General features: G+C 42.5%; 17 protein-coding genes. 12 read left to right on the plus strand and 5 right to left on the minus strand.

The features are described from left to right. The first annotated feature begins 22 nt into the window (after positions 1–22). The 4 genes from FTU46_RS12050 to FTU46_RS12065 all read left to right on the plus strand — a co-directional run bounded on the left by FTU46_RS12050 (position 23) and on the right by FTU46_RS12065 (position 3,466). A complete protein-coding gene (locus FTU46_RS12050; protein WP_159123385.1) occupies positions 23–586 on the plus strand; it encodes a TetR/AcrR family transcriptional regulator in 564 nt (187 codons plus the stop codon). Between the two features lie 41 nt (positions 587–627). After that, positions 628–1,830 (plus strand): MFS transporter, encoded by a 1,203-nt coding sequence (locus FTU46_RS12055; protein WP_180105063.1) that lies wholly within the window; start codon positions 628–630, stop codon positions 1,828–1,830. 1 nt (position 1,831) lies between these two features. Then, a complete protein-coding gene (locus FTU46_RS12060) occupies positions 1,832–2,728 on the plus strand; it encodes a LysR substrate-binding domain-containing protein (RefSeq protein WP_159123387.1) in 897 nt (298 codons plus the stop codon). Between the two features lie 123 nt (positions 2,729–2,851). Continuing rightward, positions 2,852–3,466: a glutathione S-transferase family protein gene (locus tag FTU46_RS12065; protein WP_171505579.1), complete on the plus strand. Its 615-nt coding sequence runs from the start codon at positions 2,852–2,854 to the stop codon at positions 3,464–3,466. Positions 3,467–3,527: 61 nt separating this feature from the next. Here the strand turns inward: FTU46_RS12065 and FTU46_RS12070 are convergent, their stop codons facing one another. Beyond that, positions 3,528–5,132: a bifunctional 3-(3-hydroxy-phenyl)propionate/3-hydroxycinnamic acid hydroxylase gene (locus tag FTU46_RS12070; RefSeq protein ID WP_179992628.1), complete on the minus strand. Its 1,605-nt coding sequence runs from the start codon at positions 5,130–5,132 to the stop codon at positions 3,528–3,530. A 327-nt stretch (positions 5,133–5,459) separates the two neighbouring features. Then, a complete protein-coding gene (locus FTU46_RS12075) occupies positions 5,460–5,714 on the minus strand; it encodes a hypothetical protein (RefSeq protein ID WP_180105064.1) in 255 nt (84 codons plus the stop codon). 393 nt (positions 5,715–6,107) lie between these two features. Here FTU46_RS12075 and FTU46_RS12080 point away from each other — a divergent pair, with 393 nt between their 5' ends. The 5 genes from FTU46_RS12080 to FTU46_RS12100 all read left to right on the plus strand — a co-directional run bounded on the left by FTU46_RS12080 (position 6,108) and on the right by FTU46_RS12100 (position 10,894). Beyond that, positions 6,108–7,112, plus strand: a complete 1,005-nt coding sequence (locus FTU46_RS12080) for a GTP-binding protein (RefSeq protein ID WP_180105065.1) — start codon at positions 6,108–6,110, stop codon at positions 7,110–7,112. Between the two features lie 100 nt (positions 7,113–7,212). Continuing rightward, positions 7,213–7,743, plus strand: coding sequence for a YaeQ family protein (locus FTU46_RS12085; protein ID WP_103799664.1), 531 nt, complete (start codon positions 7,213–7,215; stop codon positions 7,741–7,743). 89 nt (positions 7,744–7,832) lie between these two features. Continuing rightward, entirely contained in the window at positions 7,833–8,456 is a 624-nt protein-coding gene (locus FTU46_RS12090) for an MgtC/SapB family protein (RefSeq protein WP_103799665.1), read from the plus strand. Between the two features lie 80 nt (positions 8,457–8,536). Further along, positions 8,537–8,875: an FKBP-type peptidyl-prolyl cis-trans isomerase gene (locus tag FTU46_RS12095; RefSeq protein WP_159123393.1), complete on the plus strand. Its 339-nt coding sequence runs from the start codon at positions 8,537–8,539 to the stop codon at positions 8,873–8,875. Positions 8,876–9,106: 231 nt separating this feature from the next. Beyond that, entirely contained in the window at positions 9,107–10,894 is a 1,788-nt protein-coding gene (locus tag FTU46_RS12100; protein ID WP_252720836.1) for a diguanylate cyclase domain-containing protein, read from the plus strand. Positions 10,895–10,907: 13 nt separating this feature from the next. Here FTU46_RS12100 and FTU46_RS12105 read toward each other — a convergent pair whose 3' ends face one another. Further along, the gene (locus FTU46_RS12105) at positions 10,908–11,354 is read right to left on the minus strand and encodes a GNAT family N-acetyltransferase (RefSeq protein WP_159123410.1); all 447 of its coding nucleotides are present in this window, start codon (positions 11,352–11,354) and stop codon (positions 10,908–10,910) included. A 391-nt stretch (positions 11,355–11,745) separates the two neighbouring features. Between FTU46_RS12105 and FTU46_RS12110 the strand changes: the two genes are divergently transcribed. Then, a complete protein-coding gene (locus FTU46_RS12110) occupies positions 11,746–12,231 on the plus strand; it encodes a hypothetical protein (RefSeq protein WP_159123411.1) in 486 nt (161 codons plus the stop codon). Between the two features lie 34 nt (positions 12,232–12,265). Here FTU46_RS12110 and FTU46_RS12115 read toward each other — a convergent pair whose 3' ends face one another. After that, positions 12,266–13,147, minus strand: coding sequence for an alpha/beta fold hydrolase (locus FTU46_RS12115; RefSeq protein WP_180105066.1), 882 nt, complete (start codon positions 13,145–13,147; stop codon positions 12,266–12,268). A 157-nt stretch (positions 13,148–13,304) separates the two neighbouring features. On the opposite strand from FTU46_RS12115, the gene FTU46_RS12120 reads away from it, so the two are divergent. Both FTU46_RS12120 and FTU46_RS12125 read left to right on the plus strand, forming a co-directional pair. After that, positions 13,305–13,577: a hypothetical protein gene (locus FTU46_RS12120; RefSeq protein ID WP_180105067.1), complete on the plus strand. Its 273-nt coding sequence runs from the start codon at positions 13,305–13,307 to the stop codon at positions 13,575–13,577. Positions 13,578–13,715: 138 nt separating this feature from the next. After that, positions 13,716–14,213, plus strand: a complete 498-nt coding sequence (locus FTU46_RS12125; protein WP_005236909.1) for a DUF2505 family protein — start codon at positions 13,716–13,718, stop codon at positions 14,211–14,213. Between the two features lie 52 nt (positions 14,214–14,265). Here the strand turns inward: FTU46_RS12125 and FTU46_RS12130 are convergent, their stop codons facing one another. Further along, positions 14,266–15,543, minus strand: a complete 1,278-nt coding sequence (locus FTU46_RS12130; RefSeq protein WP_180105068.1) for an MFS transporter — start codon at positions 15,541–15,543, stop codon at positions 14,266–14,268. Positions 15,544–15,821 lie beyond the last annotated feature (278 nt).

Here is a 15,821-nt window from a genome sequence, read left to right on the forward strand (position 1 = left end):
GTTTTGTTTTTTGGTTTTAAGCATGAGTGAAGAAGAAAAATGTTCACGGCGTCAGCACAGTATTCTGCAGGCGGTTTCGGATGCACTGGCAGAAGGTGAATATCATCAGCTAACCATTGAAGATGTGGCTGCACGGGCAGGGGTTGGCAAATCTACGATTTACCGCTGGTGGAAACATAAATCTGAACTGGTACTAGATGCGTTTAAGCAGCGCACAGCAGGGGTATTTGAACTGGATGCTTCACAAAGCCTGCGCAGTAATCTGGTTCAACAGCTAACTCTGTTGGTTCAGGCACTTAATCATCCGGTAGGCCGTGCTTTGCTGGTCGTTATGGCCAATTATCGGGAACTGGCTACAGATTTTTTTCAGCAATATCTGTTACCACGTCGAAAGCAGACTCATCAACTGATTCAACAGGCCATCGAGCGTGGGGAATTACGTGCGGATTATCCTTTTGATCTGATGCTGGACACCTTATACGGGCCGATTCATTACCAGATCATTTTCTTCAACCGCATGCCGGATGATCAATATATCCAGAATCTGGTAGATCTGGCCTTAAGCCCAGCTTTGATTTCTCCCTGAGTTTAGTCAGTTCTTAAATTTGTTTTTAAAAGTTGCGTGTTATGTCTGCTATTCCTGAGCGCTTATGGAATCGCTCCTTTATTCTGTGTTTATTGAACAATCTGTTCCTGTTTGTCTATTACTTTGCCTTACTGACCATTCTGCCGGTTTATATCATGAAAGATCTGGGCGGATCAGTCAAAGAAGCAGGTTTGGCTTTGACCCTGTTCTTAGTTTCATCCATCGCCGTTCGACCTTTTTCTGGCATGATCATCGAGAAACTCGGCAAGAAATTGGCAATGCGCGGAGCCGGAGTTATTTTTGCCTTATTTTCCTTTAGTTATCTGCTGGTCGATAGCATGTGGTCATTATTGGCAGTGCGTTTCTTACATGGGATCTGGTTCAGCATACTGACGACGGTCACCGTTCCCGTTGCAAATGAGTTTATTCCGGAATCTCGTAAGGGTGAGGGCATGGGCTATTTTGTCATGTCGACTAATCTGGGTGTGGTATTTGGTCCATTACTGGCCTTAACCGTAGTTCAGTTCACCAGCTTTAAAGTGCTGTTTGGCTTGCTTGCCGTGATTATCTCTATCGGCTTGATCTTTTCCTTCATGCTGAAAATTACCGAATTAGCAAAACCTCAAGCTACAGTGGTCGAAAAATCAAAATTCAGCCTGCATGACATTATTGAAGTCAAAGTGCTGGCGGTGAGTTTTGTGGCACTGCTCACGGCTTTTGCTTACTCCAGTATCATGAGTTTTATCACGCCCTTTAGTGAAACCAAGCAACTACTGGCTTATACCGGCATCTTCTTTATTGTTTTTGCGGCCTCAATGTTGTTGGTACGGCCTTGGGTGGGCAAAATTTACGACCGTAAAGGACCAAGTGCAGTTATCTATCCTTCCTTTATTTTCTTTGCGATTGGCATGATGATTGTCAGTGTCATGTCCAGCCAATGGACTATGTGGTTGTCTGCGGTATTTATCGGAATTGGTTACGGTTCATTATTTCCATGTTTACAAACTCTAGCGATTCAATCTGTCGAAAAACAGCGTATGGGCCATGCAATTTCTACCTTTTTTACCCTGTTTGATATTGGACTGGCAGTGGGTTCAGTAGTGATGGGTATGATCATTGCGCAATACGGTTTTGAAAAGACCTATATGTTCTGTGCAGTGATGGTGATTTTCACTTTATTGATCTACCGTCAATATGTGGCCAGGAAGCGACCTTCGACTTCAGCATCCTTACCGGAAGAATAAAATGGAATTAAGACATTTACGCTATTTTGTTACAGTGGCTGAAGAGCTGAATTTCACTCGGGCAGCTGAAAAACTGAATACTGTTCAGCCTTCACTCAGTCAGCAGATTAAGGATCTGGAGCGTGAAGTAGATGCGCAATTGCTGGAGCGGAATAACCGCAAGGTTGAGCTGACCGAGGCTGGACAGGCTTTTCTAAAGGAAGCTCTGTTGAGCTTAGAACATGCGGAACGTGCCGTGCAGGCAGCCCGTCAGATCGCCCATGCACATAAGGGTCAGCTGAATATCGGCTTCGTACCGGTCGCGGAAATGAAAATTTTTCCTTATATCATGCCGAATATCCGTGCACATTTTCCTGAACTGAAAGCACTGTTTCATAGCCTGACCGATGCAGAACAGTTTAGCGCGCTGAGACAGGGCAGTATTGATATTGCCTTTACCCGCTACCGAGATCAGTCGGATGAGTTTGAGTCCGTTCAGATTTTTGATGAGCCACTGACGCTGATTGTGCCGAAAAATTCTCCGGTCGCAGAAATGCCCTATGTCAGCATCAAGAAGTTTGAAAATCAGGACTTTGTGATTAGTGATGAACAAGCCTCACCACAGCTGCATAAGATTATTGATGATTTCTTTAGGCAGTCGAAACTGAACGTGAATGTGGTGCAGTATTCCACCAATATTCTGCTGAATGTCAATCTGGTCGGCATGGGGGTTGGCTGGAGTCTGGTACCAGCCTATGTGATTCCTTTACTCGGCGATAATATTGTGGTGAAGAAAACGCTGGAACCTTTACCGATGATTGCTCTCTATGTCAGTTACCGTAAAAATAACCAGCATCCTGCGATTGAACTGATTCTGAAAGTGCTCAAAGAAAAGTTTTGTGTAGACCTTTTTAAGTAAACTATTGATTTTCCATAAATGAAATGTGCTACAGAAATGATCTGTAGCACATGCTTTTTAATCGAAGAAGAAAATCGCTTTATACTGAAATTCAAAAAATAAGAAATCGGTTGAAGCAGAATGATGAAGCTCTATAACAACCCTCAGTCACGCGGCATGACCTTGCTGCCTATCCTTAAAGAACTACAGATTGAAGACCAGCTTGAGCAGGTGGAAGTTCCTTTTAAAGATATGCATCAGCCTGAATATCTTCAGATCAATCCGATGGGTAAAGTTCCCTGTCTGGTTGATCAAGGCGTCGTAATTTCAGAAATGGCGGCTATTATCATCTATCTGGCAGATAAGTATCAGGACAAAGGATTGGCACCCGCTTTAGATGATCCCAAGCGTGGTACTTATTTAAAATGGATTTTCTTCTGTCATGGGCCACTGACTGAATATATTGATGTAAAAAATTTACAAGTATCTCAAGAACAGATTGAAAAGGTCCGAACCAGTTTAAGTTTTGGTAACGAAGCCGCGGTATTTGATTTTTTTAAACGAGGTTTGTCGCAGGCCAAGCCTTATCTTTTAGGTGAAAAAGTTTCTGCTGCAGATCTATATGTGGCCTATTGTCTGATCTTCGCAATTAGTACCAAAATTTTGCCGCCGTTGGAAGAATTTAAACCTTTCCTACAGCAAATGGCACGTCGTGATTCTCTCAAAGATATTTCATGGTTTGAGCAATACCGAACTTAGCTTCTATGTTCATCTATAAATAAAAACCACGCCGTAGCGTGGTTTTTTTGACTGAGGTCAATTATTTGACATGGAGCTTGTTAAATAGCGCCTGACTTGTGCTTTCTATAGATTGAGGAATCGCTAAGGCTGCCACGAAGCGGTCTGGACGCAGGATGACGATAGAGTCCTTGGTCTTGCCGAACCAGGTACGAATGTCCGTACCGATATCACCAATGGTGATCACATCTTCGTATTGCTTACGATGTTGATTAGACAATTGAACTGTAGGAATAACCTGGATAAATTTTACGCCAAGTTTTTTCCACTGTTGTATCGTTTGCTTGCTTAAGCCCCATTTCGGATCCACCCCCCAAGCAATGATGGCAAAGTCATTGCCAATCACTTCATCCAGCAATACAGTTTCATCAGACTCCAGTTTCACCTGCGGCTGAATGAACATCTTGCCGACTGGAGAGTCTTTCTGAGTATTGGCCAGCAGGGCACCATCATGATACTTCGGCATAGGCTTAAAGCGCATTTCCAGCAGGTACTGTTTGATTGGCTTGATATAGTTCAATGCGTAAGCAATACCGTCACGAACAAAGCCTTGCCATTTTTTTGGTGGAGCAAGGACGTGGCCTGCCATGACTGAAAGATCGATCATCGCCTTGGCATGATCCTTACGTTCTACCTGGTAAGAGTCCAGTAATTCATGGCTTGCTTTACCCTGGATCACCAATGCGACTTTCCAGGCCAGGTTAAAGGCATCACGCATACCGCTGTTATAGCCTTGGCCTTGCCATACCGGCATGATGTGCGCAGCATCACCAGCAAGCAGGATACGGTCAGCACGGAACTTATCTGCAATACGTGCATTGTGGGTATAGACACGTTGACGAATCACTTCGATTCCATCGGTATTCGGTAAAACTTTAGATAGTAGTTTGGCAATATTTTCTGGTTTGCTGAGTTCTTCCTGAGTTTCGCCTGGCATGACCATGAATTCGAAGCGGCGAATGCCATGCGGCAGGGCAGCTGATACATAAGGACGCACCGGGTCACAGCATAGATAAATATGTGGGGTTGCCAATGGGTCATTATCGATATCAATCACGATCCACTGGTTTGGCGCAGTTTCACCTTCGAATGGAATGTTGAGGGTACGGCGTACATAAGAGTTTCCACCATCACAGGCAATCAGGTATTGCGCACGAATGGTTTCTAAGCTGCCATTTTTAGTCTGAACATTTAAAGTTACACCCTCAGCATCCTGGCTGAAATGTGTCAGATGGCGAGAGAAAAGTACTTCAGTTTTTTTATATTGTTTGAGGCCTTCTAGCAGAACGTTATCTACTTGTGGCTGAATGAAAGCATTACGGCGGGAGAAACCAAATTCACGAGTCAGTGGCTGAATGTCTGCGAAGCAACGGCCTTTGGGTGTCAGGAAGCGCATGGCATGATTCGGGGTAGTATGCGGCAAGACCTGATCAACCAGTCCCAAAGATTGAATGGTACGCAAGGATTCATCATCAATGCCGATGGCACGCGGATAATCGATCAGACTATCTAGCTGTTCAACCACAGTGACCTGTACACCCTGTTTGCTTAAATAGTTGGCAATTGTTAAACCTACCGGGCCGGCCCCCAAAATCGCCACTTCAGTGGTGTAATTTGTATTGCTCATCGCGAATGTCCATTCCATCAATTCAGGATTGAGACTATTAAGGAACAATCAATAGCGCTAAACAAGCTAGTCCATAGTAGGTCATGTCTATCAAAAAGATTTGGTTGAAAAGAATTTTATTTTAATAAGTTATTGATAATAAATAATAATGTTTAAATTTATTCATAAGATGAATGAATCCTATGATCATTTCTGGCTATAGTGAATAGCCTATAAGGTATAAAAAAGCTGAATCACGCAGTTGCATGATTCAGCCTCAGTCTACATCCGGCAGCACAGGTCGAACCTACTGGAGATTTACTGCACGAGATGTTGCTTTAAACCTGATTAACGATTCGATGTCGACTTAGTCGTTTTTTTACCATCTTTGTCTTCTGTAGCAGCTTCAGACGCAGCAGGCTGGTCAGCAGGTCCAGCCGTGGTTACATTTGGATTTGGGTTATTCGTTGCAGGAAGTTCCTGAGTTGTCACAGTGACTTTCTGTTCCTCAGTGGTCTTCGTGTCAGTGGTATTGTTTGCTGCAAAACTGGTAGCTGCGGCTGCAGTAAGCGTTGTTGCAAGTAAGATTTGTGCATATTTCATGTTGAGCATCCTTTTTATTACATTTATAAACTGCCGAATGACCATCACATCAATCCGGCAGGAATTCATCCTAAGCATGAAAATTTTATGGAGCAAAGCAATTAACAAAAGCCGCACGAAGCTGTTAACCAAGCAAATACAATCATTGGAAATTTGTTTTCTTCTGTTAAATGTATAGGAAATTGTTAGCTGGAAATGTGTGTAAATATTTCAAATATAGCGTTTAAGTGAACTAGTTAACGGTTAAAAAGTACTTACTACAGACTGTTATTTTTATTTGAACCGAGATAAATAGAATCTAATCATCCAAGAATGAACATTTTTGCAAGAGTCCAGTGTTCTATAATAGTCAGGTTTACTCATTCTAATTCTATCTTTGAGAGAGAATCAATTTTGAAAGTTCTTGCCGCTCAGCAGCCTATTCCTGTACACATCATTTCCGGATTTTTAGGTGCCGGTAAAACCACTTTATTAAAATATTTACTGAGCCAGAAACCGGAGCAAGAAGTCTGGGCTGTGCTGATGAATGAATTTGGTCAGATTGGCGTTGACCAGCAGTTATTACCTCAGGATCAGGGCTATGCAGTAAAAGAATTGCTGGGTGGCTGTTTATGTTGTAGCAGTCAGTTGCCGATGCAGATTGCTTTATCCCGGCTATTGTCAGAAACCAAACCGGACCGACTGTTTATTGAGCCTACAGGACTCGGACATCCCGGGCAACTGCTGGAACAGCTCACCGAACCGCATTGGCAAAGCCATTTAAAGATGCAATTTTTGGTCACGGTAGTCGATGGCTCACGTTTACATGATCGGGACTGGACGCATCAGAACCTGTATGCGGATCAGCTGAAAGTTGCCAATATCGTGGTTATTTCCCATGCTGATTTGATGACTGAAACTGATCATGCTGCTTTAACTGAACTCAAGTCTGAGTATCAGCCATATGCCCAGTACTGGCTGATGATAGAAAACGGACAGCTGGATATTGAGCAAATCAAACAGGATTATCAGGGTACTTCACGTCAGATTCAGCCACTGCTCAAGCAACAGCGCCAAGTGTTGGGAGAGGTGCCGGCTGTCGTACATCAGTTGCCTTATCATTATGTTGAAAGTGCACAAGGCTATCAGGTAGCAGGTTGGAAATTGCCAAAACGCTGGCAGTTTGATTTTTATGATCTGCTGGATCTGCTTTGTGAGCAGCAGGATTGGCTTAGAATCAAAGGGATTTTTAATACCAATCAGGGCTGGAAAAGCTTTAATTTCAATCCTGATCAGTTTAATTATCAGTCTGCCGAAGAAGGCATTGATAACCGGGTAGAAGTGATTTACCAGACCTCACGTGACTGGCTGGAATTTGAAACCGCCTTAATGCAATGCCGGATTGTTCAGGAAAAATAACTTCGAATCTGCGTGTTGAAAATAGCTGGATAAGATGAAATCTGTTCAGCAAAAATGCAATAAATCTTATATGCTAGGCGCCAAATTTGAGGATTGTATTATGGCGTTAAAAGCGACAATTTATAAGGCAGATTTGAACGTTGCCGATATGGATACCCATCGTTATGAAGACTATCAGTTGACGATGGCGCTGCATCCTTCGGAAACCATTGAACGTTTGATGGTACGTATTTTGGCTTATGCACGTTTTGCTGGCGAGGCGCTTGAATTTACCAAGGATCTGTTTGAGACTGATGAGCCAGCGCTGTGGGAAAAAGACCTGACTGGCCAATTATTGAAATGGATCGAAGTGGGTTGTCCTGACGAAGATAAAGTCAAGAAAGCCAGCGCACGTTGCAAACAGGTCGCAGTAGTTGCTTATGGTTCTTCAGTTGATGAATGGTATAAACGTAATTCCAAACTGAAAACGCTGTCAAATGTTGAGGTCTGGAAAATCTCGACCGCCAGCACTGAAGCGGTACAACAGTTATGTGAACGTACCATGCAGCTGCAACTGAATGTCATGGATGGCGAATGGACCTTGATCGGTGATCAGGCCCAAGCTGTAATTGAATGGGAACAGTTACAATAACAGCCAATAAGGATGCAAGTCTCGGCTTGTATCCTGATTCAGAAATTGCGTATACCTGACAATAATAAAAATGAAACAGGGATAAATATATGCATCCGGATCTTTATCGTTTGCTCATTGCCCTCGGTATTGGTGCAATTATTGGTGCAGAACGCGAATATCGCAGTAAGTCTGCCGGTTTGCGGACTATGATCATGGTCAGTCTGAGTTCCTGCTTGTTCACGATTATGTCAATCAAAATTGGTCTGGATAGTCAGGATCGGATTGCAGCCAATATCCTTACTGGCTTGGGCTTTGTTGGTGCGGGAGTTATCTTTAAAGATGAAAACCGGATTTCAGGCATTACGACAGCGACAACCATCTGGATGACAGCAGCACTGGGCATGGCAGCTGGCGCGGGTTATGAATGGCTGAGTCTGTTTGCTACTTTTATTGTATTAATCGTGCTGATTTTTCTGATCTATGTCCAAGAGGGAATAGAAACTTTAAGTCAAGCACGAACCTACCGAATTATCTGTCCTTATCAACGTAAAACCTTAGAGCAATACGAAGAATTATTTAAAACTTATAATATGAAAGTCGTTCGCAGTGTGCAGCATAAAACGGAACACCGTATTAGTGGACGCTGGATTTTAATTGGCTCCGCCGAAAATCATAAAAAATTGACTAACTATTTACTGAATGATTCAAATATCCAGGAACTCAGCTTTTAATCCTTTAAGCCTCAAAGCTAAAGGAATTCTGTCTAATCCCGTTTATACTATGCGTATTTGCCAGAGAAAGGATATTGGTCATGACCAAAGAGCTAGAAATTATTGATTTGAAAGTGGGTGAAGGTAAAGAAGCGGTTAAGGGCGCGCTTATTACGACTCACTATACTGGCTGGCTAGAAGATGGCACCAAGTTTGACTCATCACTGGATCGTGGTAACTATTTTGAAACCGTGATTGGCACTGGCCGTGTGATCAAGGGCTGGGATCAAGGGATTATCGGTATGAAAGTGGGCGGTAAGCGTAAACTAATTGTGCCTGCTCATTTGGCTTATGGTGAACGTAAAATGGGAAATATCATCCCGGCCAATTCAAACCTGATTTTTGAAATCGAACTGTATGATGTTAAAACACGTGATTGATTCACTGAAATAAGCTTCATTCATTGTGATGAGTGAATGTTGAACGGGTGAAGTCATAGCTAGATGGACTTCATCCGATGAGCTACAAAAAAAGCTTTGCACTCCCTGCTATTCGACGTAGATTATAAGAAGAATAAAGCACTTTTCAGGAAAATACTGTCTTTGCAAAACATGATAAGGAATGTCTATTCTGTAATATTGATTTGGAGCATTAGCTGGGTCCTATTAGTGATGATTCCAGTTTTCGCCCAGGCATCTCTTGAATCTTCCTCTGTCACGCAGCACAGTCAACCGCATATTTCCGAAATTCACTTTACTGAAGATCATAGTAGCCAATTGCCCCAAAATTGGCAGTTTTATCCAAACCAGTTTATTACTGAACCAAGTTCCGTACTTACTCCGCAAGAGGTTCAATTACCCGCTTCATTTAAAGACCTGACCGGTTCAAATATTGGCTATGGAACCTTTATCGGACATTTCAAAATTCCATCAGAATTTATCGGACGTCGGATCGCCGTGCATATTCCGGCTGAATATGGTGCCTATCGAATCTATATCGATGGAAAATTTATTCTGCGGCATGGGGAAATTGCGAAAACAGCGGAAGAGCAGAGAAATGAAAGGGCTCCTCGAATCGGTTATTTTGTTCCTGAGAGTGAATATTTCACCATGAGTATTCAGGCCTCAAACTATACCCATCTGCATGGCGGGATTGAACAGCCTATACGCATTGGAACAGCCGGAACTATTAACCGTCAGTATCAGCAGCTTATGATGAGCATCAGTATAGTCTGTGGACTGGTGCTTGGGGTGGGTTTTTTTACGATTCTTTTTTCGATGTTCAGGGGTTCAACCGAACGCAATAGCAAAAGTATTTTTATCTTTGGCCTGTTCATTATTTTTCTGGCCCTGCATAACTTTTTTGCAGCGCCGTATGCCTATTCGATCGTGACTAAGCTCGGTTGGCTATGGGGAACACGCCTAGAATATCTGTTCACTTTCCTGGCGATTCTATTTTTCCTCAGTTATATGTACCTGTTTAATCAGCGCTATTTGCATCGATTTATTTATAGTGTTGCCGCAGGACTTTTACTACTGAACTGTGTCGTAACCCTGTTGACCGATCCGGAAAATTTTCAACGTCTGGCCTTGTATAGTGCGATTTTCGGGATAGTCGTGGTGGTCAATTTTATCTATGGCTTTTATCAGACTTTACATCATAAAGACAATTATTCGCGCTTGACTCTCTATGCGGTCATTTTTCTATGCCTGACCTTTATAAATGACTATTTATTGCTGATCAATGTGATTGAAAGTGTGCATCTGTCTTTTATCTCGACCAGTCTGTATGCCGTGATCATCATGTTTCAGCAGTCGCAAAATTATGCCCATCAAACCTATGCGACAGAGCAGTTGAATATGAATCTGAAAGAGTTAAATAATTCACTCGATCAGAAAGTCAAAGCACGTACCGAGCAATTACGTGAACTGAATGCCAAACTCGAACATCAGGTGAATATTGATGCTTTGACGGGTGCCTTTAACCGCCGTGCTTTAAATGACCAAATCCAGCAGCAGTTTTTATACTGTCAGCAACATCCACACAGTACACTGATTTTTGCCATGCTCGATGTCGACTATTTTAAAAACTACAATGATTATTATGGGCACTTAAAAGGAGATGAAATTTTACAGAATCTGGTCAAGGTCATTCAGACGGTACTCCCCGAATCCGCGTATTTAGCCCGTTATGGTGGAGAAGAATTTGCGATTCTACTTACTGATGTACCTGTCCAGGCAGCATTTCAATCTCTGGAAAAAGTCTTAATCAAGATTCGCGAACAGCAATTTGAACATTTAAATCGCACAGATGATAAATCCTATGTCACGGTTAGTATGGGCATTTCTTGGATGGATCAAGCACATCTCTATCCAGATATTCATGCACTGATGAAAGCGGCAGATGTACAGTTATATGCGGCTAAGCAGGCAGGGCGAGATCAACTTAAAATGGCATGAAAAATTTTTAATTTTAAAAAGCGTATTTATATAAATGATAATTTTCTTCATTTTCCGATTGAGAATTCGGTGAGAAAAATCCATTTTTTTGATAATAACTTAAAGCCGTTTGAGTCGATTGGACTTTAATTTTATGGATATTTTTACGCACTAAGGATTTGTGCATCTGATCAAAAAGCTGGGTGCCAAAGCCGAGTCGCTGGAAACGTGCAGCCACATAGTGCATCAGGATTTCTCCAGTGTCACTGACCAGCAAAAAGCCGACAATCTGATCATTTAAAATATACACCCAGCAGTCGTTATAAAGCATTTCCACAATTAACTGGGCGTGATTAAACTGCTCCAGCCAGCGCTGGATCACGCTGTCTTCACGTTGATGATCCAAAATACAGGATTGAATACTGTCGTGGATGACCTGAATTATTTGAGGTATATCTTGAATCTTCCCTTCACGAATCATAATTTTATTCATTTACTCGACCATAAAGAGGGACCTTTTATTTGAAGGAAAATGCTCAGAAAAACAAATACCAATCGTGTAGCTTTTTGAGTGCATTTGCTAAAGAACCGAGAGTTGATGATCGATTCTGTAGTGATTTGTCTGATTTATTTATCTTGATCAATATTGGCCTTCTGGTTTAATTCTAATTTTTAACAAGATTCTAGATTTTCATTTCAAATTAAATACTGGGAAATAAGACTCAACCGAAGAAAAAATCCGAAAAGATCTAAAAAAACCCCTCATGTTTGCTGTACAAAAAATAGACTTGTGTTAAGTTGAAAGAAGATCGCCAAATCAAGAATTGGCAGACCGTGATAAAAATAAAATTAACCACACGAGATGATCAATGATTCTTAAATTCCTGATTTTTTCATGTCTAGCCCTGATAATTTATGCGGCCTGGTTTATCGGCATGAAAATCTATAAAACCCAGCGTTATGTAAAGAGTAAACGTGTCGAAAAAAAGGACCCGATTTCCAGCAGTACTGAAGAGAGTCAATCTGAGTCTCAGGAAACCTTGCATGTGGTCGATGCCTATGAGCTGGAACTGTTTGATGACGTGGCGCAATTATTTTTCCAGCATCAGGTTCAGATTCAGGACCGCAATGAAGCAGAGCAGTTACAGCAGGAACTGCTCCGTAAGATGCCGATGCATACCGGTACACAAATCCGTCAGATGGATTTAGGCGAATGGTCAATTTTCTGGAATTTTTATGACCAGTCACTGGAATATTATGTCGGCCGTTATGGGGTATTTTATGCCCATGTCGACCGTTTCGGCGAGGAACACCGTCAGGAAATCAGAACCGATATTCAACAGGCACGTTATGCTTAAGCAGCTAAATGCTTAAATGCTCTAGAAACTAAAATCAAGCTGCATATTTGAGTTGATGTAATTCGCTGAACTTGGTGAGCACTTCATCCCAGAGCTGTTCTGCGCCCTGACGGAAATAACCCATATGTCCCATATGCTTGAGTCCATAATCAGCTGCCTGAATATTGATATAATGCAACGGAGCCTGACGATAATGTTGCATAAAGGCTTGTCTGGATTCAGGTAAGGCCCAGGCATCATCAAGCGCGGCTACGGCATAAATAGGTGTTTTTACCGCGGCATAATGGGTATGCAGGTCTTTCAATTCAGGATCGGCAAAGAAATAGGTCGGATTTTTACACCATTTTCGCCACTGACGATAAACATCACGTGGCAAGTCAGCGCCCATATTTAAACGGCTCCATGGCAAATAGCCTGTCACTGCCACCATCGGTGGAAAAACAATATTCCAGATTACCTGAACCTTGATTCTTTCAGTTAAAGGCATATAACCATGCCAGCCAGCACCGGTGCCAAAGCAGTACATTGCTTCAATGCGATCATGATATTTGCTTAATCCCAAGGCCTGTCCGCCATAGGAATGGCCAATCATATAAATGTCCAGACCGGTTCGGCTGAGATAATCAATCGCAGCGCTGAGATCATATTGTCCCCAGTCCAGATATGACATTTTAAAATTCTTTAAACATTTAGGCGCAGAATCAGCCACGCCACGATAATCAAAAGTCAGTACCTGAAAACCTGCTCGTGCTGCATAATCGGCAAAGCGCCGGTAAAAAGCTTGGGGAACACCTGTCGCACAGGCGATGACAATATTGGCTTTGGCATATTCACTGCGGTAAAGCTTGCCGGTTAAGGTATAGCCATCTTCTGCCAAAAACTGCACGGTTTCAACCTGAACTTTTCCTTGTTGCATACTGGATATCCTTATACGTGGATTGAATCAGGGGAGGTGAATCTATATTATTTTTAATCTGATCTAAGCCATGATGTCAAAACTCACGAGTCGTAAATGACATCTATGCTTACCTATATGGCATGTAATCGCCTCATACAAAAGGAAGGGCTGCCTCATGCTGATTGATTTTCATCAGGCACAATTACAGAAATTTATGGCTTTAGCGACTCAGGTTGAAGCTGAACCGGAACACTATTTACAGTTTGATTCCGTTTCTGATTTGTATAAGGCCAGCTGGTTAAAGAAATTTCCTGCGGGTACGGTCTGGTATGCTTCCGGCCTAGATGATGGGGCAGAAGAATTTCATGCGGTCATTGAGTATCGTGAAGTTCAGCTTTTACTCAGCTGTGGACCCTGTATATCTGCAAAAATTGCCTGGAAACATTGACCTCAATGCCAATTTTTCTCAATAAAAAAATAATGACAGCCGATGTAAAATTGACTTAAATAGCTTATCTTCTCTGTCAGATGATTCATTTGACTTAATTTGAGTCCATAACCCCTAATAAAAATAAGGAAAATAGATATGGCCCACCAGTTTACCGTAAATGCAATTATTCGCGGTGTTTCGATTGATGAGTTTAAACGTCTGGCAAATGACATCAGTTTGCATGAAGCGGTTTGTCATCGGATCCCTGCTCAAAATATGGAAATTCTGGTTTCAGAAAAGCAGGGACACCTGTATACCCTGAAACGTGCCTACAATCTGGATGTCAAAATCCCAGATATTGCCAAAAAACTGCTAAAAGATGCATTTCGCTTGCAGCGTACCGATGTTAGCAATCTAGAAGAAATGACTTCAGTCGTGGAACTAGGTGCCAATCTGCCGATTGAAGCTAAATGTCAGCGTGCCGTTACAGGTGATGAACAGCAGATTCAGTTCCAGTTGAACTGGACGGTGAATGTGAAAGTGCCTTTGGTCGGTGGCATGCTGGAAAAACATGCCGAAGGTGAAATCCGTAAATTCAGTGAGATCGAGATCAGCATTGTGGAAGATGAGCTACGCAAGAATCTGAAAGCTTAAATTCGTACATTCTCACTTAAAAAAGAGCCTGTAAGTCAGGCTCTTTTTTATTTTAAGCTGTTTTTTCAAATTTGCTGCGGTAAAGCAGGGAAGTGAATAGGGTCACTAGACAAACGGTCCAGATATAGTACAGGGCACCAATATTGCTATATAGGCTCAACCATTGCACCAGTGGCAAGGTGATTCCACCTGCAATCGCATAGGCCAGATTATAGGAAAATGAAATTCCGCTGAAACGGATTTGTGCCGGGAACATTTTCACCATGCTATAGGACACCATGCCCACGGTTCCTGAGCTTAGACCGAGCAACATGTAAAGCATGAACACCGTTGACGCTTCAACATGACCCAGACTGTGATAAAAAATCCCGGCCATTGCCGCGACAAAAATAGAGCCAAGTAAAATGACCTTGCCTGCACCGAAACGGTCAGCCAGTACACCAGCGATAATGCAGCCGAGCATTTGCATTAGGATTGCAGCACTTTGCATCTTGAATGCATCAGCACGTTCGAAGCCAAAACTGGCCACCAGTAAATTCGGCATCGCCAGAATCAAGACCACCACACAGCCGGTCAGGAACCAGGTAAATAACATCCCGATGCCTACAGCAGTTTTGTGGCTTAATAGTACCTGTTTGACTGGTAATTCTTTCGCCAGTTCTTTTTTCGCCTGCATGGCTTTAAAGACTGGAGTTTCTTTCAAATAACTGCGCAGGTACAGTGCCACAAAACCGAAAATCCCACCCAGAATGAAAGGAACGCGCCAAGCCCAGTCTTTGATTTCCGCTTCAGTGAACTGAAGTGAAATAAATAGCGACATTAGGGCACCAAGTAGAATCCCGAGCGATAGGCCGGCAGTCAGCAAACCATTGGCAATCCCAATTCGGCGTTCTGGCACATGCTCTGACACAAAGGTCCAGGCAGCCGGAATTTCACCGCCAATCGCAATACCTTGAATAACACGCATCAATAGCAGCAGTAATGGTGCAGCATAACCAATACTTTCAAAGGTTGGCATGATCCCGATCATGAGGGTCGGTAGCGCCATCAGCAAGATGGATAGACTGAATAGACGTTTACGACCGATCAGATCCCCAAAATGTGCCATCACCACACCACCGAGTGGGCGGAAGAAATAGCCTGCAGCAAAGATGCCATAGGTATTCAGCATGGCCCAAAATGGACTCAGGGTACTTGGAAAGAACAGTTCGGAAATTAGTTTGGCGTAGAACACATAAATGACAAAATCATAGAATTCCAGTGCGCCACCTAGGGACGATAGTCCGAGGGTGCGTTTATCAGCACGGCTCAGATAGGGTTGTGCATTCATGTGGTCGTTCCATTATTTAATATCCATGACTTGAATGCTGATTTTAAAGAAGGGTTATTTTCTTGAATAATCAATCTTTCTTTGTTTAATCTAAACTAAAAGTTATTAAAATTTGAACGAACGAAATTATTTGGAATATTTTGATTAGGGCGTGTTGACACTTTTAGCTTAAAAAAATAGCGAAGTAGTAAAATCAAATCGCCAAACCCAATTTTACTATTCGCTATGCCTCGTACCATGCTGACAGATCAACACTGGCAAAAGTTGAAAGTTATTCT

Origin of the sequence: Acinetobacter sp. YH12108, from assembly GCF_013419055.1 — a bacterium.
Lineage (GTDB): Bacteria > Pseudomonadota > Gammaproteobacteria > Pseudomonadales > Moraxellaceae > Acinetobacter.